This is a genomic window from Candidatus Accumulibacter sp. ACC003, assembly GCF_907163085.1.
Lineage (GTDB): Bacteria > Pseudomonadota > Gammaproteobacteria > Burkholderiales > Rhodocyclaceae > Accumulibacter.
In genome coordinates this window covers 446,854-465,959 of the sequence record NZ_CAJQTX010000006.1, presented here as the reverse complement: position 1 = coordinate 465,959, position 19,106 = coordinate 446,854, and the positions used below count along the sequence as shown (strand labels likewise).

Annotated in this window: 13 protein-coding genes and 2 pseudogenes; 12 read left to right on the top strand and 3 right to left on the bottom strand. The window is 65.2% G+C overall.

From position 1 onward, the window contains the following. The 11 genes and pseudogenes from QZ656_RS15400 to QZ656_RS15350 form a co-directional block, all read left to right on the top strand. Positions 1-793, top strand: a pseudogene (locus QZ656_RS15400) (MFS transporter); the annotation flags it as partial. A gap of 125 nt (positions 794-918) precedes the next feature. Further along, a pseudogene (locus tag QZ656_RS15395) lies at positions 919-2,564 on the top strand (antiporter). Positions 2,565-2,610: 46 nt separating this feature from the next. Beyond that, positions 2,611-6,420, top strand: coding sequence for a nitrate reductase subunit alpha (locus QZ656_RS15390; RefSeq protein WP_291994206.1), 3,810 nt, complete (start codon positions 2,611-2,613; stop codon positions 6,418-6,420). Continuing rightward, entirely contained in the window at positions 6,417-7,940 is a 1,524-nt protein-coding gene (gene narH, locus QZ656_RS15385; protein WP_291994205.1) for a nitrate reductase subunit beta, read from the top strand. The genes QZ656_RS15390 and narH overlap by 4 nt, the downstream gene beginning before the upstream one ends. 2 nt (positions 7,941-7,942) lie before the next feature. Continuing rightward, a complete protein-coding gene (narJ, locus tag QZ656_RS15380) occupies positions 7,943-8,626 on the top strand; it encodes a nitrate reductase molybdenum cofactor assembly chaperone (RefSeq protein WP_291994204.1) in 684 nt (227 codons plus the stop codon). Next, a complete protein-coding gene (narI, locus tag QZ656_RS15375; RefSeq protein ID WP_291994203.1) occupies positions 8,623-9,369 on the top strand; it encodes a respiratory nitrate reductase subunit gamma in 747 nt (248 codons plus the stop codon). The genes narJ and narI overlap by 4 nt, the downstream gene beginning before the upstream one ends. A 21-nt stretch (positions 9,370-9,390) precedes the next feature. Continuing rightward, the gene (locus QZ656_RS15370; RefSeq protein ID WP_291994202.1) at positions 9,391-10,179 is read left to right on the top strand and encodes a peptidylprolyl isomerase; all 789 of its coding nucleotides are present in this window, start codon (positions 9,391-9,393) and stop codon (positions 10,177-10,179) included. Between the two features lie 342 nt (positions 10,180-10,521). Next, positions 10,522-11,337 (top strand): sulfite exporter TauE/SafE family protein, encoded by an 816-nt coding sequence (locus QZ656_RS15365; RefSeq protein WP_291994230.1) that lies wholly within the window; start codon positions 10,522-10,524, stop codon positions 11,335-11,337. A 171-nt stretch (positions 11,338-11,508) separates the two neighbouring features. Further along, the gene (locus tag QZ656_RS15360) at positions 11,509-14,268 is read left to right on the top strand and encodes a nitrate reductase (protein ID WP_291994201.1); all 2,760 of its coding nucleotides are present in this window, start codon (positions 11,509-11,511) and stop codon (positions 14,266-14,268) included. A 19-nt stretch (positions 14,269-14,287) separates the two neighbouring features. Then, positions 14,288-15,280, top strand: a complete 993-nt coding sequence (gene ybiB / locus QZ656_RS15355) for a DNA-binding protein YbiB (RefSeq protein ID WP_291994200.1) — start codon at positions 14,288-14,290, stop codon at positions 15,278-15,280. Between the two features lie 103 nt (positions 15,281-15,383). After that, positions 15,384-15,797: an NUDIX domain-containing protein gene (locus QZ656_RS15350; RefSeq protein ID WP_291994199.1), complete on the top strand. Its 414-nt coding sequence runs from the start codon at positions 15,384-15,386 to the stop codon at positions 15,795-15,797. A gap of 110 nt (positions 15,798-15,907) precedes the next feature. Here the strand turns inward: QZ656_RS15350 and QZ656_RS15345 are convergent, their stop codons facing one another. From QZ656_RS15345 to QZ656_RS15335, 3 genes are read right to left on the bottom strand one after another with little or no spacing between them, the layout of a single operon-like run. Next, the gene (locus QZ656_RS15345) at positions 15,908-17,326 is read right to left on the bottom strand and encodes an ATP-binding protein (protein WP_291994198.1); all 1,419 of its coding nucleotides are present in this window, start codon (positions 17,324-17,326) and stop codon (positions 15,908-15,910) included. Between the two features lie 8 nt (positions 17,327-17,334). Then, positions 17,335-17,997, bottom strand: a complete 663-nt coding sequence (locus QZ656_RS15340; protein WP_291994197.1) for a response regulator transcription factor — start codon at positions 17,995-17,997, stop codon at positions 17,335-17,337. Next, on the bottom strand, positions 17,997-18,353 hold the full coding sequence (locus tag QZ656_RS15335; RefSeq protein ID WP_291994196.1) for a PepSY domain-containing protein: 357 nt from the start codon (positions 18,351-18,353) through the stop codon (positions 17,997-17,999). The genes QZ656_RS15340 and QZ656_RS15335 overlap by 1 nt, the downstream gene beginning before the upstream one ends. A gap of 327 nt (positions 18,354-18,680) precedes the next feature. Between QZ656_RS15335 and QZ656_RS15330 the strand changes: the two genes are divergently transcribed. Continuing rightward, entirely contained in the window at positions 18,681-19,100 is a 420-nt protein-coding gene (locus QZ656_RS15330) for a DUF1924 domain-containing protein (RefSeq protein WP_291994195.1), read from the top strand. Positions 19,101-19,106 lie beyond the last annotated feature (6 nt).

Sequence of the window (19,106 nt, the reverse complement as noted above, 5' to 3'; positions counted from 1 at the left end):
ACCCCCGATGGTTCCGAAAGTCTATGCCGTGCTCATGCTGGTGGACGGCGTGCTGTTATGGGTATTACTTTAACCGAGCGCGACCATAGCACAGGGGCATCACAGGTTACTGTCCTGGAGCAGTTGAAAGCACTGAAGGATCCAGCCGTTTGGCGCTACAGCCAGTATTACTCGATCGTCTTTGGCGGCTACGTCGCCCTGGCATTGTGGATGACCAAGTACTACATCAGCGAGTACGGTTTCGATATTCAGGTCGCGGCCCTGCTGGCCGCTGGTTTCAGTATCCCGGGCGGATTGCTGCGTGCGATCGGCGGCTGGTTTTCTGACAAGTACGGCGCCCATTCGGTCACCTGGTGGGTGCTCTGGGTCGGACTTGTCTGCCTCTTCTTCCTTTCCTATCCGCAGAGTGACTTCACCATTCACACGGTGTCCGGGCCGAAGACCTTCCACATTGGGCTCAATCCGACGGTGTTCACGATCATCATGTTCACCATGGGCATCTCCTTTGCCATCGGCAAGGCATCGGTGTTCAAGTACATCGCCGACGACTACCCGCACAACATCGGCGTGGTGTCGGGTATTGTCGGCCTCGCCGGCGGTATGGGCGGCTTATCCCTGCCGATCCTCTTCGGCGCGCTGGTAGACCCTGACCGGTCTGCGCTCGTCGGCGTTCATGCTGATGTTCGGTATCGTCTGGGTGTCCCTGATGTGGATGTACTTCGCAGAAGTGCGCCCACTGAGCGCCGCCAAGAGCGGCCGGCTCGCCGCGCCCGAACCGATGGGGCTTAACTGAAACCCTGCAGCAAGCCGCCACGTCACCCAGCACACCCAGCCCTCCGCGCTCACCGGAACGAGAAACCCGCGGTGCAGAGCCGCGGGTGAGCACCGAACCCAAGACCCCTGCACAGAGGAATCACGATGAACAAGCCGCAACCAGCGAACGCACAGTGCGACAACTCGGCCGATATCGCCGACTGGCGACCCGAGGACGAATCCTTCTGGGAATCCACCGGTAAACGCGTCGCCTATCGCAACCTGTGGATCTCGATCCCGGCACTGCTGTGCGGCTTCGCGGTCTGGGGCATGTGGGGAATCATCACCGTGCAGATGCTCAACCTGGGCTTCCGTTCACCCAGGCCGAGCTGTTCACGCTGACCGCCATCGCCGGCATCGCCGGTGCGACGATGCGCATACCCGCTTCCTTCCTTATCCGCCTGGCCGGCGGGCGCAACACCATCTTCTGACGACGGCGATGCTGCTCGCGCCAGCGATCGGTACCGGCATCGTGCTGCAGCACACCGACTGGCCGCTGTGGTCCTTCCAGCTGATGGCGCTATGGTCGGGCGTCGGCGGCGGCAACTTCGCCAGCTCGATGTCCAATATCAGCCACCTTCTTCCCGAAGCGCCTGCAGGGCACCGGCCTGGGCCTGAATGCGGGCCTCGGCAATTTCGGCGTGACGACCATGCAGGTGGTCATTCCGCTGGTCATGACCCTCGGCATCTTCGGTGGCTTTGGCGGTGAGCCGATGACCCTGATCAAGGATAGCGGCTGGATCTTCGGCAAGATCCCCGCCGGAACGCAGACCTGGATCCAGAACGCCGGCTTTGCCTGGGTGCTGTCGCTGGTGCCCTTGGCCGCGTTGTGCTGGTTCGGCATGAACAACCTGAAGACCATCTCGCCGGCCACCGGCAATCCCGTCGTCGCTTTCGCCAAGATCACCTACCTGTACACGCTGGCTTTCGTGCCGTCGATCTTCATGCTCTACCTGTACCTGCCGGCGCCGACCGGGCTGGGTCTGCTCAATATGTGGGTGGCCATTCCGCTGGACATCATCATGGCGCTGCTGGTGATGAAAATGGCGGCCTTCGGCCCGATGAAAGAGGGCGTTACCAAGCAGTTCGAGATCTTCCGCAACAAGCACACCTGGGCGATGACCACTCTCTATATCGTCACTTTCGGCTCGTTCATCGGCTTCTCGATGGCGCTGCCGCTGTCGATGAAAGTGATTTTCGGCATCAGTCACGTGCGCGATGCCGCTGGCGTCATGCAGCATACGGCGAGTAACCCGAACGCACCGGCGGTGCTCGCCTTCGCCTGGATCGGCCCCTTCGTCGGCGCGCTGATCCGCCCGGTCGGCGGCTGGGTCTCCGACAAGGTCGGCGGCTCGATCGTCACGCAGTGGGTCTCGGCGGCGATGGTCGTGGCCTCGGTGGCGGTCGGCTACGTGATGATGCAGGCCTATGAGTCGGCGACTCCCGAGCAGTACTTCCTGCCGTTCATGCTGCTGTTCATCGTGCTCTTCGCGGCCAGCGGCATCGGCAACGGTTCGACTTTCCGCAGCATCGGCATCATCTTCGACCGCCAGCAGGCCGGCCCGGTGCTGGGCTGGACCTCGGCCGTCGCCGCCTACGGCGCCTTTATTGCGCCGGTGGTCATCGGTCAGCAGATCAAGGCCGGTACACCGCAAATGGCGATGTACGGTTTTGCGGTGTTCTACGGCCTGTGCCTGTTCCTCAACTGGTGGTTCTACCTGCGTGCCAACGCCTACGTGAAAAATCCATGATCAGCCTATTGCCCGTATTCCAACGCCACTCTCCTGGGAAAACCGTATGAGCCACTTTCTCGATCGACTGAGCTATTTCTCCCAACCGCGGGAACCCTTTTCCGACGGCCACGGCGTCGTCACCGGTGAAGACCGGACCTGGGAGGACGCCTATCGCAACCGCTGGGCGCACGACAAGATCGTGCGCTCGACGCACGGTGTGAACTGCACCGGGTCTTGCTCGTGGAAGATCTACGTCAAGGGCGGTATCGTCACCTGGGAAACGCAGCAGACCGACTATCCCCGCACCCGCTGGGACATGCCCAACCATGAGCCACGCGGCTGCGCCCGTGGCGCCAGCTACAGCTGGTACCTGTACAGCGCCAACCGGGTGAAGTACCCGATGGTTCGCGGCCAGCTGCTGAAGAGCTGGCGTGACGCAAGGGCGAGCAAGAGCCCGGTCGAGGCCTGGACAGCGATCGTCGAATCCGACGCCAAGCGGCGCGAGTACCAGAGCGTGCGCGGACTCGGCGGTTTCGTGCGTTCGAATTGGGACGAAGTCAACGAGATCGTCGCCGCGGCCAACGTCTACACGATCAAGAAGTACGGACCCGATCGGGTCATCGGTTTCTCGCCGATCCCGGCGATGTCGATGGTCAGCTATGCAGCCGGCAGCCGCTACCTGAGCCTGATCGGCGGTGTCTGCATGAGTTTCTACGACTGGTATTGCGACCTGCCACCGTCCAGCCCGCAGGTCTGGGGCGAGCAGACCGATGTCCCGGAATCGGCCGACTGGTACAACTCGAGTTTCATCATTGCCTGGGGTTCGAACGTGCCGCAGACGCGGACGCCGGACGCGCACTTCTTCACCGAGGTTCGCTACAAAGGGACCAAGACCGTTGCCGTCACCCCCGATTACTCCGAAGTCGCCAAGCTCTCCGACATCTGGCTGCATCCCAAGCAGGGGACCGACGCCGCCGTCGCCATGGCGATGGGGCACGTCATCCTGAAAGAGTTCTACTTCGACAAGCGCAGCACCTACTTCGACAACTATGCCCGTCGCTATACCGACCTGCCGATGCTGGTGATGTTGAAGGAACACGTCCTACCCGGTGGCGAGAAGATTCGGGTGCCCGACCGCTACCTGCGCGCGTCCGATTTCGATGATCAGCTCGGGCAGGCCAACAACCCCGACTGGAAGACCGTTGCCTTCGACGAAAGCGGCCGGGTAGTGCTTCCCAACGGCGCCATCGGTTTCCGCTGGGGAGCCGATGGTCGTGCCGACCAGGGGCAGTGGAACCTCGAAGCGAAGGAAGCGCAGGAAGGGAGCGAGGTCAAGCTGAAGCTGTCGCTGCTCGAGGGCGAGCAGCCGGGCGAGGATAGCGCGAAGGTCGGTTTCCCGTACTTCGGCGGCATCGCCAGCGAGCATTTTCCGAACAATCTGCGGCCGGGAGAGAACGGCGATGTGCTGGTGCGCACGGTTCCGGTGCAGCGTATTTCACTGGGCTCGAAAGGCGACGCGCTGGTCGCCACGGTGTTCGACCTGCAGGCCGCCAACTACGGCGTCGCGCGCGGCCTGCCGGGCGAACTCGCTGCCGCCGACTACGACGACGACACGCCCTATACGCCGGCCTGGCAGGAGCGCATCACCGGCACGCCGCGCGAGCAGGTGATCACCGTCGCCCGCCAGTTCGCCGACAACGCCGACAAGACGGAAGGCCGGTCGATGGTGATCATCGGCGCGGCGATGAACCACTGGTTTCACTGCGACATGAACTACCGTGGCGTCATCAACATCCTGATGATGTGCGGTTGCATTGGCAAGAGCGGTGGTGGCTGGGCGCATTACGTCGGCCAGGAAAAGCTCCGGCCGCAGACCGGCTGGACGGCGCTGGCCTTCGCGCTCGACTGGATCCGCCCGCCGCGCCAGCAGAACAGCACCAGCTTCTTCTACGCGCATACCGACCAGTGGCGCTACGAGCGCCTCGGCATCGACGAGATCCTGTCGCCGCTGGCCGACAAGAAAGCGTACGGCGGCAGCATGATCGACTACAACGTGCGTGCCGAACGCATGGGCTGGCTGCCTTCTGCCCCGCAACTGAAAACCAACCCCATGCAGGTCGTCAGCGATGCTCAGGTGGCCGGCATGGACGCCAGGGATTATGTGGCCAAGGGCCTCAAGGACGGCTCGCTACAGCTCAGTTGCGAAGACCCGGACCACCCGGCCAACTGGCCGCGCAACATGTTCGTCTGGCGCTCCAACCTGCTCGGCTCAAGCGGCAAGGGGCACGAGTACTTCCTCAAGCATCTGCTCGGCACCAGTCACGGCGTGCAGGGCAAGGACCTCGGTAACGACGACGCCAAGCCGCGCGAAGTGGTGTGGCACGACAAGGCGCCGGAGGGCAAGCTCGACCTGCTGGTCACGCTTGACTTCCGCATGAGTACCACCTGCCTGTACTCCGACATCGTCCTGCCGACCGCGACCTGGTACGAGAAGAACGACCTCAACACCAGCGACATGCACCCCTTCATCCACCCGCTGTCGACCGCCGTAGACCCGGCCTGGCAAGCGCGCAGCGACTGGGATATCTACAAGGGCTTCGCGATGAAATTCAGCGAAGTGTGCATCGGCCATCTCGGCGTCGAAAAGGATCTGGTGCTGACGCCGTTGATGCACGACACGCCGGGCGAACTCGCGCAGGCGCTCGACGTCAAGGACTGGAAACGCGGCGAGGTCGACCTGATTCCAGGCAAGACCGCACCGCAGATGGCCGTCGTCGAACGCGACTATCCCAACGTCTATAAGCGTTTCACCGCTCTCGGCCCGTTGATGAACAAGGTCGGCAACGGTGGCAAGGGGATTTCCTGGAATACCGAAACCGAAGTCAGGCAGCTCGGCGAACTCAACGGCCTGGTGGGCGCTGAGGGCGCGACGCTCGGCATGGCGAAGATCGAGACCGACATCGATGCCTGCGAGGTGGTGATGATGCTGGCGCCGGAAACCAACGGCCACGTCGCGGTCAAGGCCTGGGAAGCGCTCGGCAAGCAGACCGGCCGCGATCACCGGCACCTGGCGTTGCACCGCGAGGACGAGAAGATCCGTTTCCGCGATATCCAGGCGCAGCCACGCAAGATCATCTCGTCGCCGACCTGGAGCGGCATCGAGAGCGAGACGGTTTCCTACAATGCCGGCTACACCAATGTGCACGAGCTGATTCCGTGGCGCACGCTCACCGGCCGCCAGCAGTTCTACCTCGATCACCCGTGGATGCTGGCGTTTGGCGAAGGCTGCGTCAGCTACCGCCCGCCGGTCGATCTGAAGACCACCGCCGGCATCCATGGCGTGAAGAGCAACGGCAACCCCGAAATCCTGCTGAACTTCATTACGCCGCACCAGAAGTGGGGGATTCACTCGACCTACACCGACAACCTGCTGATGCTCACCCTCAGTCGTGGCGGACCGTGCGTCTGGCTCAGTGAAGACGACGCCAAACGCGCCGGCATCGTGGACAACGACTGGATCGAGCTCTTCAACCTCAACGGCGCGATCGCCGCGCGGGCCGTGGTCAGCCAGCGCGTCAATCCGGGAATGGTGATGATGTACCACGCGCAGGAGAAGATCGTGAACACGCCGGGATCGGAGATCACCGGTGCGCGCGGCGGCATCCACAACTCGGTGACGCGGATCGTCCTCAAACCGACGCACATGATCGGCGGCTACGCGCAGTTCAGCTACGGCTTTAACTACTACGGCACCATCGGCACCAACCGCGACGAGTTCGTGGTGGTACGCAAGATGGTCAAGATCGACTGGCTGGACACGCCGGTCGGCGACGAGTTGGTCCGCCCCGTGCAAGCCCATGGAGAAGTGTCATGAAAGTACGCGCACAAATCGGCATGGTGCTCAATCTCGACAAGTGCATCGGTTGCCATACCTGTTCAGTCACCTGCAAGAACGTGTGGACCAGCCGGCCCGGTGTCGAATACGCCTGGTTCAACAACGTCGAGACCAAACCCGGCATCGGTTATCCCAAGGAATGGGAGAACCAGGACAAGTGGAACGGCGGCTGGGTTCGCCGCGCCGACGGGTCGATCCAGCCGCGCCAGGGCGCCAAGTGGAAGATGCTGATGCGCATCTTCGCCAACCCCAACCTGCCGGAGATCGACGACTACTACGAGCCCTTCACCTTCGACTACGGTCATCTGCAGAATGCACCGCAGATGAAGGCCACGCCGACCGCGCGGCCGCGCAGTCTGATTACCGGCAAGCAGATGGACAAGATCGTCTGGGGCCCGAACTGGGAAGAGATCCTCGGCGGCGAGTTCAGCAAGCGCTCGAAGGACCGCAACTTCGACGACATCCAGAAGGACATCTACGGCCAGTTCGAGAACACCTTCATGATGTACCTGCCGCGCCTGTGCGAGCATTGCCTGAACCCGGCGTGCGTGGCGAGCTGCCCCTCGGGGTCGATCTACAAGCGCGAGGAAGACGGCATCGTGCTGATCGACCAGGACAAATGCCGCGGCTGGCGGATGTGCGTCAGCGGTTGCCCGTACAAGAAGATCTACTACAACTGGAAAAGCGGCAAAGCCGAAAAGTGCATCTTCTGCTACCCACGCATCGAATCCGGCCAGCCGACGGTCTGTTCCGAGACCTGCGTCGGCCGCATTCGCTATCTGGGTGTCCTGCTCTACGACGCCGATCGCATCGAGGAAGCCGCCAGCGTCGAGCACGATCGCGACCTCTACCACGCGCAACTCAAGATCTTTCTTGACCCCAACGATCCGGCGGTCATCGCACAGGCGGCGATCGACGGCATTCCCGACAAGTGGATGGAGGCCGCACGCAACAGCCCGGTCTACAAGATGGCCGTGCAGTGGAAAGTGGCGCTGCCGCTGCACCCCGAGTACCGCACGCTGCCGATGGTCTGGTATGTGCCACCGCTGTCGCCAATCAGCGCCGCAGCGCACGTCGGCGATATCGGCAGCAACGGCGAAATACCAGATGTCAAGCAATTGCGCATCCCGGTCAAGTACCTGGCCAACCTGCTCACCGCGGGCGATACCGCGCCGGTGGTACGCGCGCTCGAACGGATGCTGGCGATGCGTGCCTACCAGCGCGAGAAGCACGTTGACCAGCGGGTAAACACCGCGGTTCTGAAACAGGTCGGCATGAGCCAGGCCGAGGTCGAGGAGATGTACCACGTGATGGCCATCGCCAACTACGAGGATCGTTTCGTGATCCCCAGCACCCATCGCGAATACGCCGAGAACACCTTCAACGTGCGTGGCGGATGCGGCTTCTCATTCGGCAACGGCTGCTCGGAAGGCACAGGCGAGACCAGCCTCTTCGGCAGCGAGAAGAAGCGCACCATCCCCATCAAGCTGGAGGTCTGAGCATGTCAAGACCCGTGTTAGCCTCTGGCAGCCTGCGCGTGCTGGCCGCCTTGCTCAGCTATCCCGATGCCGGGATGCGCCAGCACCTGCCGGAGATGTGCGCCATCCTGCGCCGTGAAGCGGCGCTTTCCGCTACTCGTCAGGCCGAAATCGAGACCCTGATCGACTGGCTCGGCCGCAGCCATCCACTGCAGGTCGAAGCCGACTACGTCGAGCTTTTCGACCGTGGCCGCGCCACCTCGCTGCACCTCTTCGAGCACGTGCATGGCGATTCGCGTGACCGCGGCCCGGCGATGGTCGATCTCGCACAGACTTACGAGAAAGCCGGTCTCTATTTGGCGCCCAGCGAACTGCCCGACTACCTGCCGGCCGTTCTCGAGTTCGCGTCGACACAGCCAGCGCGCGAGGCGCGCGCCTTTCTCGAGGAGATGGCACACATTCTCAACGCCCTCTTCGGCGCCCTGCACAAGCGTCAGAGTCGCTACGCCAGCGTTCTTGGCGCGCTGCTCGAACTGGCGGGCAGCACCGCGCAGGCCGTCGAAGTGGCAGCGGAGCAGCCGCTCGACGAGAGCTGGGAAGAGCCGGTGGTTTTCGACGGTTGCTCTGCCCAGGGGCAGACCCGGCCCGACCAGCCAAAACCGATACACATTGTCCGGAAGAACCCCCCAACAGGAGCGGTCGCATGAACGCCTTTCAGTCCTATCTGCACACCTTCTTCTTTTCCTATTACCCGTACATTTGCCTGTCGGTTTTCCTGATGGGCAGCCTCGCTCGCTTCGACCGCGATCAGTACACGTGGAAGAGCGACTCGTCGCAAATGCTGCGTACCGGCACGCTGCGCTGGGGCAGTAACCTGTTCCACGTCGGCATCCTGTTTCTATTCTTTGGTCACGCGGTCGGCCTGCTGACGCCGCACTGGGTCTACGAGCCGTTCATCAGTGCGGCCCACAAGCAAGTGCTCGCCATGTCCGCGGGCGGCGTGGCCGGCTTCTTCTGCTTCATCGGCCTGAGCCTGCTGATCCATCGCCGCATGTCCGACGACCGCATCCGCTTGACCAGCCACCGCACCGACCTGGCCATCCTGATCATCCTCTGGGTACAGCTGACGCTTGGCCTGATCACCCTGCCGTTCTCGTTTGCCCATGCCGATGGCAGCGTGATGTTGCTTCTTGGCGACTGGGCGCAGGGCGTATTCACTTTCCGCGTCGGCGACGCCGCTGGCCTGGCCGGAATCGCCTGGCCGTACAAGGTGCATCTGGTTCTCGGCATGACGATTTTTCTGCTCTTCCCGTTCAGCCGTCTGGTGCACGTCTGGAGCGGCTTTGCCACGCTGGCCTACGTCTTTCGTCCGCATCAGGTGGTACGCAGCCGACAGCTCAACCTCCCTGCCGGCTACAACGAGCCGCGCCAGCCCGGCGCCGGTTTCTGAAACACTCACGAAAGGTCTGGCATGAGTACCCATACGACGGTCGATGAGCGAGTGGCCCGCATCAACGGAATCGCCCTTAACAGCGCTGGCGAAACGCCAGCCGCCGAGGAATTGCGCCAACGCGCGTGCACCGAATTGCTGCGTCAGGCGGCGCAGACGGCCGGCCTGCTCGCCGCCAGTGACGCGCCGTCGGGCGACGGGGTGATCAGCGAGGCCGCATCAGATGCCATCGAGGCGCTGCTCGAACGTGAGCTGGCCTCACCCGAGCCTTCGGAGGAAGCCTGCCGTCGCCACCATGCCGCACACGAAGCCGCCTACCGTAGCGGCGAACGTGTGCGCGCGCGGCACATCCTGTTTGCCGTAACGCCGGGGGTGGACGTGGCGGCCTTGCGCCAGCGAGCGGAAGCCACCCTGCTCGATGTGCGTTGCCACGACGGCCGAGCGAACGAGGGTTTTGCCAATGCCGCACGCCAGTGGTCCAATTGTCCCAGCGGCGCCGAGGGCGGCGAGTTGGGCTGGCTTGAAACAGGCGATTGCGCACCAGAGTTCGCCCGCGAGCTGTTCGCGCAGGTCGGCGTCGGGGTGCTGCCCTTGCTCGTGCATAGCCGTTTCGGGCTGCACGTCGTCGAGGTACAGGAGCGCCAGGCGGGCGTGGCGCAGTCGTTCGAGGCAGTCCGCGGCGCAGTCGCCAATTCCTTGCGTCAACAGTCCTTCATCACCGCGCTGCGCCAATACGTGCGTCTGCTGGCCGGCGCGGCGACCGTCGAAGGTGTCGACCTCGACGCTGCGGCTACGCCGCTGGTGCAGTAGCGCGGAAACGACGCCGCGCTCACCAGCAATGCCGTTCCTCGCCTCGCCCCCGGTCGGCGGCAGTTTGCGGGCCCGATGACGCACCAGCAAGCGATCAGCGTCACGCTGAACTCGGCTTCGGACTCGCGGATTTTCAGAATCGGCTGAGCGCACGTCATCGGCGGTGAACAAGGAGGGCCATCGGTGGACGATGGCCCCTTTTTTTGGCACCCCGTCCAGTCGCGTGAACTCGCTTTCCTGGCCGCGGTGCTACACTCCAGGCCACCTTGAGCAGCGCTCTGCCAAAGCGCATTGCCGTCATTTCCCACCCGCTCGAAGCGTCGCCGCAAGGTCACCGCCGCCATGGACGTCAGCCTGCTTGCCACCTACTCGTTGATCGGCGTCGCCGCTTTCGCGGCCGGCGCGATGAACTCACTCGCCGGCGGTGGCACTTTCCTGTCGTTTCCGGCGCTGCTCGCGGTCGGCGTACCGCCGGTGATGGCCAACGCCAGCAACTCGGTGGCGCTGTGGCCGGGCAGCCTGGCCGCCGCCTGGGCATTTCGCAACGAATTGATGCGCTTCAGGAAGTCGCTGCCGCTGCTGACCCTGGTCGCCTTCATCGGCGGTGCCGCCGGTGGCCTGCTGCTGCTTGCCACTTCGAACGCCGCTTTCTCGAAGCTGATCCCCTGGCTGCTGCTCGTCGCGACGGTGCTGTTCGCCTTCAGCCCGCAGATCTCGCGCCTGGTCGCCCGCCTGCAAGCGCCCGCCGGCGGCAACGACGGCAGAAGCGGCGATCGCAGCAGCGGCGACCGGCATATCGGGCCGGCCGGCTTTGTTTTTCAATTGCTGGTGTCGATTTACGGCGGCTTCTTTGGCGCCGGCATGGGCATCCTGATGCTCTCGGCGCTGGCCATCCAGGGTTTCGACGACGTACACGAAATCAACGCCCTGAAGAACTGGCTGTCGGCGGTGATCTACTCGGTTGCCGTGCTCACCTTCGTCATCGCCGGCGCGGTCTCCTGGCCGCACACCCTGGTCATGGTCGTTACCGGCACGCTCGGCGGCTATGGCGGCGGCCTTTTCGCCCGCCGTATTTCGGCGCGCAGCTTGCGTCGCTTCATCGTCGTCCTGGGTAGCGTGCTGACGCTGGTCTATTTCTACAAGACGGGTCTGCACTGACGCTGCTGCGCGTGTCCGCCGCCCCGCCTTGAGGCGGCCCGGCGTCGCAGCGCACCAGGAACAGGCGCCCGGCCAGGCGAGATCGGCGTCGGCAACGCCGCGGCGCCAGCCAAATCAAGGATTCGCGTTCCTGGCACGGCTGTTGCTTTGCACCAGCAGGAGCCAAAAACGATGAACAAGCACGTCAAATCTACCTGTTGTTACTGCGGCGTCGGCTGCGGCCTACTGATCGAAACCGACGACGAGCGAATCGTCGGCGTCCGTGGTGACCCCGAGCACCCCGCCAACGCCGGTCGTCTGTGCACCAAGGGGGCGTCGCTGCACCTCACCGCGCGCGCCGACTATCGCCTGCTGCACCCGCAACTGCGGCCGCAGCGCGCGCTGCCGCGCCAGCGCGTCGGCTGGGACCAAGCACTCGAACACGCCGCCGAGCGCTTTGCCGAGACCATCGCCGCGCACGGTCCGGACAGTGTCGCCTTCTACATTTCCGGACAGTTGCTGACCGAGGACTACTACGTCTTCAACAAACTCGCCAAGGGGCTGATCGGCACCAACAACGTCGACACCAACTCACGGCTGTGCATGTCGTCGGCGGTGGCCGGCTACAAGCAGACGCTCGGCGCCGACGCACCGCCGTGCTGCTACGAGGATATCGACGACAGCGATTGCCTGCTGATCGCCGGCGCCAACCCGGCGATCGCGCACCCGATCGTCTTCCGCCGCATCGAGGATGCGCGCGCCGCCAATCCCGACCTGCGGATCATCGTCGTCGACCCACGGCGCAGCGAAACCGCCGCCATCGCCGACCTGCACCTGCCACTGAAGCCCGGCACCGACATCGCGCTGTACATGGGCCTGTTGCACGTCATGCTCGCCGAAGAACTCGTCGATCGCGACTATATTTCCGCCCATACCGAGGGCTTTGCCGCGCTCGAAGAGAGCGTCGCCGCGTACCCGCCGGCGGTCGTCGCCGGCATCTGCGAGCTCGCCGAAGCCGAGATCATCCAGGCCGCGCGCTGGTTCGGCAATGCCGCCGCGGCGCTGTCACTCTATTGCCAGGGCCTCAACCAGTCGTCGCACGGCACGCACAACAACGCCGCACTGATCCACCTGCACCTGGCAACCGGGCAAATCGGTCGCCCGGGTGCCGGCCCCTTCTCGCTGACCGGCCAGCCGAACGCCATGGGCGGCCGCGAAGTCGGTGGCCTGGCCAACCTGCTTTCGGCGCACCGCGACCTCGCCAACGCCGAACACCGCGCCGAAGTCGCGCGCCTGTGGGGCGTGCCGTCGGTGCCCGCGCAGCCCGGCAAGGCAGCAGTCGAACTCTTTGCCGCACTCAAGCGCGGCGAGATCAAGGCGGTCTGGATCGCCTGCACCAACCCCGCGCAATCGCTACCCGACCAGAGCGCCGTGCGCGCCGCGCTCGACGCCGCCGAGTTCGTCGTCCTCCAGGAAGCCTATGCCAACACCGACACCGCCGCCTACGCCGACCTGCTGCTGCCGGCGACGACCTGGGGAGAAAAGGAAGGTACGGTCACCAACTCCGAGCGCTGCATCACGCACCTCACGCCGGCCGTTGCCGCACCCGGTGAAGCGCGGCCCGACTGGGAAATTGTCGTCGACTTCGCGCGCCGGCTCGGCGCCCGCCTCGGGCAGCCACTGACCGGGCAACTGTTTCCCTACCGTGATCCCGAAGCGATCTTCAAAGAACATCGCGAGAGCACCCGCGGCCGCGACCTCGACATTAGCGGCCTCAGCTATGCCCTGCTCGACGCCGTCGGCCCGCAACAATGGCCATTTCCCGAGGGCGCCAGCAAGGGCCACCGGCGTCTCTATACCGATGGGATCTTCCCGACACCCAGCGGCCGCGCCCGCTTCGTCAAGGTCGAGCATCGGCCAACTGCCGAAGCCACCGACGCCGCGTATCCGATCGCCCTGCTCTCTGGCCGCCTGCGCGATCAATGGCACGGCATGAGCCGTACCGGCACCGTCGCCCGGCTGTTCAATCTCGACGACCAGCCGCTGCTGTCGATGCACCCCGCCGACCTGCGCCAGCGCAGCCTCGCCGCCGGCGATCTGGTGCGCGTCACCAATCCGCGCGGCGACATTCATGTGCGCGTCGCGGCCGACGCCGGCCTGGTGCGCGGCCGCGCCTGGTTGCCCATGCACTGGGGCAGCCAGTTCATGAACAGCGCCGGCGTCAACGCGCTGACGCTCTCGGCGTGCGACCCCTTCTCGCAGCAACCCGAACTCAAGCACGCCGCCGTCGCCGTCAGCAAGGCCGCCCTGCCGTGGCAACTGGTCGTTCTGCGCAAGGCCGGCACTGGCGAACTGGCAGCCCTTCCCCTCCTCAAAAAAGCGCGCACGCTGCTCGGCGACTTCGCCTTCGCCAGCGTCGGCCTCTACGGTCGCGGCGCACCGCTGGTGGTCTTCCAGGCGGCGCATGGCGAAGCCCTGCCGGAGAGCCGGCTGCTGGAAATCGACGCCCTGTTCGGCCTCGGCGTCGAGCACGCGGCGATCGTCTATGCCGATCACCGCCGCCAGATCAGCAAGCGAGCGCTCACCGCCGATGGCCAACTGATCGGCGTCCGCCTGGCCGGCGAAACCCAGGCGCAGTCGTGGCTCAAGGACGTCATGGCCGACGCGGGCGAGGGTGGAGGCGCCGACGGCGGCCTCGACCCGGCGCTGATCCGTTGGGCAGTCGCCCCGATCGGCCGGCGACCGGGCAAACTGCCGCAGCGCAGCCGCGTGCTCTGCAACTGTGCCGACGTCAGCGAAGCGCAGATCAGGGCCGACCTCGAGGCTGGCGCGACGCTGGCGATACTGCAGGAAAAGCGGAAATGCGGTACCTTTTGCGGATCGTGCATACCGGAACTGCGGCAAATCGTCGCCGATCGAGCGGCGCACGTCGCCAGCGCAGAGCTAGCCTGAGAACACTATTGGAGGGGGCATGGATTGCATTGATCTTGCGGCGTTGATCAGGGACATCGGACGTGGCGCGGCAGGCGCCCGCGACCTGTCGCGTAGCCAGGCACAGCAGCTCTACGGCGCGATGCTAGACGGCGACGTGCCGGACCTCGAACAGGGCGCCATCGCCATTGCCCTGCGCATGAAGACCGAAACGGTCGACGAAATGGCCGGCTTCCTGGCCGCCGCCAACGAACGCCTGCCGCGCCTCGGTCGCCCGCCGGGAGCGCTGCGTCCGATCGTCATCCCGAGCTACAACGGCGCGCGGCGCGGCGCCAATCTGACGCCGCTGCTGGCGCTGCTGCTGCAGCGCTTCGGCGTGCCGGTGCTGGTGCACGGCCTCGGTGACGACTACGGACGCGTCACCAGCGAGCAGATTTTCGCCGAGTTCGGCGTCCAGGCGTGTCGCAGCCTGGCGCAGGCGCAACTGGCGATCGATGAGTACGGTCTGGCCTACCTGCCGCTACCCTTGCTTTCCCCCGGCCTCGACCGGCAACTCGCCTTGCGCAGCCGTCTCGGCCTGCGCAACTGTGCCCACAGCCTGGTCAAGATGCTCGACCCCTTCCACGGCGAAGCGCTGCTGCTGGCCGCCGCGACGCACCCCGACTACATCAACAGCATGCGCGCGATCCTGACCATCAGCGGCGCGCACGCGCTGCTACTGCGCGGCACCGAAGGCGAGCCCTTCGCCAATCCAAAACGCCGACCGCTGATCGAACACCTGCACGACGGCGTCAGCGACGTCCTCTTCGAAGCCGAGCGCGACAGCCTGCGCGCGCTGCCGCAGCTACCCGAGACCTGTGACGCCAGCAGCACGGTCGCCTGGCTGCGCCGCGTGCTCGTCGGCGAAGCGTCGCTGCCGAGCCCGATCGCCAATCAACTCGCCTGCTGCCTCTACGCCTGCGGCCGCAGCAGCGACTTCAATCAGGCCAAGGCGCTGGTCGCCGTCGAATGCGCTGGACTGGCGGCCGCCTAGCGCACTGGCACTGGCCATGGCCCGAGCAAGGCGCCACCGCTGGCACGCCAGCCGCCTCGGACCCTTGTCTGGAACACCCCCTCTGACCGTACGGAGTACCCACATGAAGCGACAAAGAGCGACCGTGATCGTCGAGATCGACGGCAAAATCCTGCTGGTCGAGAACCGTGGCGGACTGATCCTGCTGCCCGGCGGCGGCATCAATCCGCAGGAATCGCGCGCGCAGGCCGCGGCCCGCGAACTCGCCGAAGAAACCTGCCTGCTCGCCGACTCGCTGCAATTCCTCTTCAGCCACGAATCGCATACCAACTGCCACCACGTCTTCCACACCTCTGTGTCGGGGACACCGCTCGCCGGCGACGACGCCGCAGCGCTGCACTACCTTGATTATGGCGATCCGACACTCGGCGGCAGAATGTCCGCCGCGACGCAAGAGATCATCGAGCGCTTCCTGGGAAGTCGCGACAGGAACGCAACAGCACTAGACCAGCGCACGCGTCACTGCGAGGAGGCGTAGCCGACGCGGCAATCCAGCGGTTTGGCTGTTGTCGATGCGGCGGAAAGGTAGTGGGCCTCGACAAACCCCGCGCTCGGTCAAGAGTCAGCGGCCGACCCGCAGCAATGGTCCTAATGGACCTGCGCCGCGGCATCCGCAAGCGGCAGCCTGAGCAGCACCCGCAAGCCACCGAGCGGCGAATCGGCGAGAGCGAGTTCGCCGCCGTAGAGCGGCGCGAGATCGTCGACGATCGCCAGTCCGAGGCCGCTGCCCGGCACCTGCTGGTCGGCGCGAACGCCGCGGCAGAGAACCGCCTCGCGGTCGGCGGCGGCGATCCCCGGGCCGTCGTCGTCAACGCCAATCAGCAGGCTGCCGCGGTCGACGCAGGCGCTGACCTCGACGCGGCGACTAGCCCACTTGCAGGCGTTGTCGATCACGTTGCCGAGCATTTCCTGCAGGTCATGCTGTTCACCGCGAAAAGACAGTGCTTCGCTCATCGGCTGCAGCACGAGCTCAAGCGGCCGCTCGGCGTGCAGGCGGCGCATGGTCCGCAGCAGGCCTTCGAGAACGGCCGGCAGCGGCGTGCGGGCACCGGGCGCACGCACCGCGGCGGCCGCACGCGCGCGTAGCAGGTGATAGTCGACCTGGCGCTTGGCGGTATCGACCTGGCCGACGACCAGTCTGGCGAGTTCGTCGTCCCTGCCGGTGGCGGCGTTGGCGAGAATACTGAGCGGCGTTTTCAGCGCGTGCGCGAGGTTGCCGGCCTGCGTCCGGGCGCGCCCGACGACCTCGGCGTTTTCCGCCAGGACGGCGTTGAACTCGTCGACCAGCGGCATGACTTCCGCGGGAAAGTCGCCAACGAGGCTTTGCGCGTCGCCGTTGCGCACGCGCGCGAGCGCGGCGCGCAGCTTGCGTAGCGGCGCCAATCCGATCAGCACCTGCACCAGCGCGGCCATGACCAGGCCGCCGCCGAGGACGCCGAGAGCCAGCCATAGCGCGCTATTGAAGGCGGCCACCGGTTCACGCAGCAGCCGCTCGTCGGCGGCGACGATCAACCGGAAAGCCCGTTCCGGGCCGTCGGGTCGCGGGTCGATGCGCACCACGCGCTCGACGACGCCAAGCGAGCTATCGGCCGGACCGGCCAGCCGGTGCTGGTGAATTTCTCCGTCGGCGGGCGCGTCCTGTGGAACGAGCAGCACGCTGTCCCACAGCGAACGCGAGCGCAGGCTACCGGCGGCCGGCGCGGCGACCTGGTCGGGCTGGGCGATCTCGTCGACCTGCCAGTAGAGCCCGCCATATGGCAGGCGCAGACGCGGGTCGCTGAGCGCCGAGCTCAGCGTCGGCTGTCCCTGCGCGCCGACCGCCAGGTGCGCGGTCAGCTGATCCAGGTGCGTTTTCAGCTCGCCGTAGAACTGTTTCGCGACGTGCTCGCCGAACAGGCCGCCCAATCCCCAGGCGGCAACGGCGATCGACGCGGCGATCCAGAACAGCGTGCCGGCGAGCAGCCGGAGACGTAGTGAAGCGCGCGCGGTGATGGCCAGGAATTGCACGAGAACGCTTAGCCAGGCGCCGTCAGGCGATAACCGAGGCCGCGAACGGTTTCGATCAGCCCCGCTGGCAGTTTCTTGCGCAGGCGGGCGATAAACACCTCGACGGTGTTCGAATCGCGATCGAAGTCCTGCGCGTAGATGTGCTCGACCAGATCGCCACGCGATATCACCTGCTCGCGATGATGCATCAGGTAGGCGAGCACGCGGTACTCGTGGCTGGTCAGCGTCAGGGCCTGGCCGTTCACCGTCGCACGACTGTTGCGCGTGTCGAGTGTCAGCGGCCCGCAAACGAGCTCGGCGCTGGCGTGACCGCCGGCGCGGCGGATCAGCGCGCGCAGGCGGGCAAGCAGTTCTTCCATGTGGAAGGGTTTGCTCAGATAGTCGTCGGCGCCGGCGTCGATGCCGGCGACCTTTTCGTGCCAGCCGTCACGCGCGGTCAGGATCAGCACCGGCATGCCGCGGCCGGCGGCACGCCATTGGCGCAGGACGCTGATGCCGTCGAGCTGCGGCAGGCCGAGGTCGAGAATCACCGCGTCGTACGAGCCGCTGTCGCCCAGATGAAGGGCGTCGACGCCGTTGCCCGCGCTATCGACCGCGTAGCCGGCAGCGCGCAGCGCAGCGGCGAGTTGCGTTTGCAGGAGGGGTTCGTCCTCGACGATCAGGATGCGCATCAGTCGTCTGCCCGGCCGCGTCGACTGCGCTCGGCGTGCCCGCCGTCCGAGCGCCCCTTGACGCCGAGAACGCTGCCGTCGCGCGCGTCGACCTTGAGCTTGAGCAGCGAACCACCCCGTTGCAGCAGCTTGAACTCGTACTGCCAGCGGCCGTCATCGCGCTCGAGTTCGACCTCGACGATCTGGCCGGGGTAATCGCGCTCGACGCGCTCGATGATCGTCCGCAACGGCAGCACCTCGCCGGCTTCGAGCGCCTGCCGCGCGCGATCGTGGTCCTCACCATGGCCGTCACCGGCGACGCTGATACTGACCGACACCAGCAACAAAGCGGCGACGGCGAACAAGGCTTTATTCAAACGAAGCATCTCCAGAGTGTAACGGAGCTGGTTTTTCACGATAACGGTCATGACATGTCGAGATACCCCAGATCATGAAAGTCATGACCGCTCCCCTCTTCCCCTGGCCCTTCTCCCGCAAGGGGAGACGGGAGTTTCGAGAGTCGCCTACGCGACTTTCACAGTAAGGGCTTTGCGCGCCGCAGCGCCAGCTTGATCGCGTGCTGCCCGCCCCCTCCCTTTTACGCCGGATTGGCTGAACGCACGATGAACGAGCGCTTCAGCAAGCGTTCAGCGACCGCCAGGCAAAGTGGCGCCATGTCGAACCCGAACAGCGAGGAAGCCATCATGAATGCACCAAAAAGCAGGCTGCTGCTGGCCGTCGCTCTGGCGCTGGCCAGCGTCACCGTCGTCGCCGCGGCACGCGACGACCTGCTTACCGGCTACGCCACCACCGCGAAGAAAGCCGACCCGGCCTTCGCCGGATTCTCGGCAACGCGCGGTGAAGCCTTTCACCGCAAATCGTTCGCTGGCGGCAAGGCCGCTACGCCAGCGTGCACCAGCTGCCACTCCACTGACCCGCGCACGGCCGGCCGCACGCCTACCGGTAAAGCAATCGATCCGCTCGCCGTGTCGGTGAACCCCGGCCGCTACACCGACCCGGCCAAGGTCGATAAATGGTTCAAGCGCAATTGCAATGAAGTCCTTGGCCGCGAATGTACGCCACAGGAAAAAGGCGACTGGCTCAGCTTCATGCTCAGCCAATAGCCACAC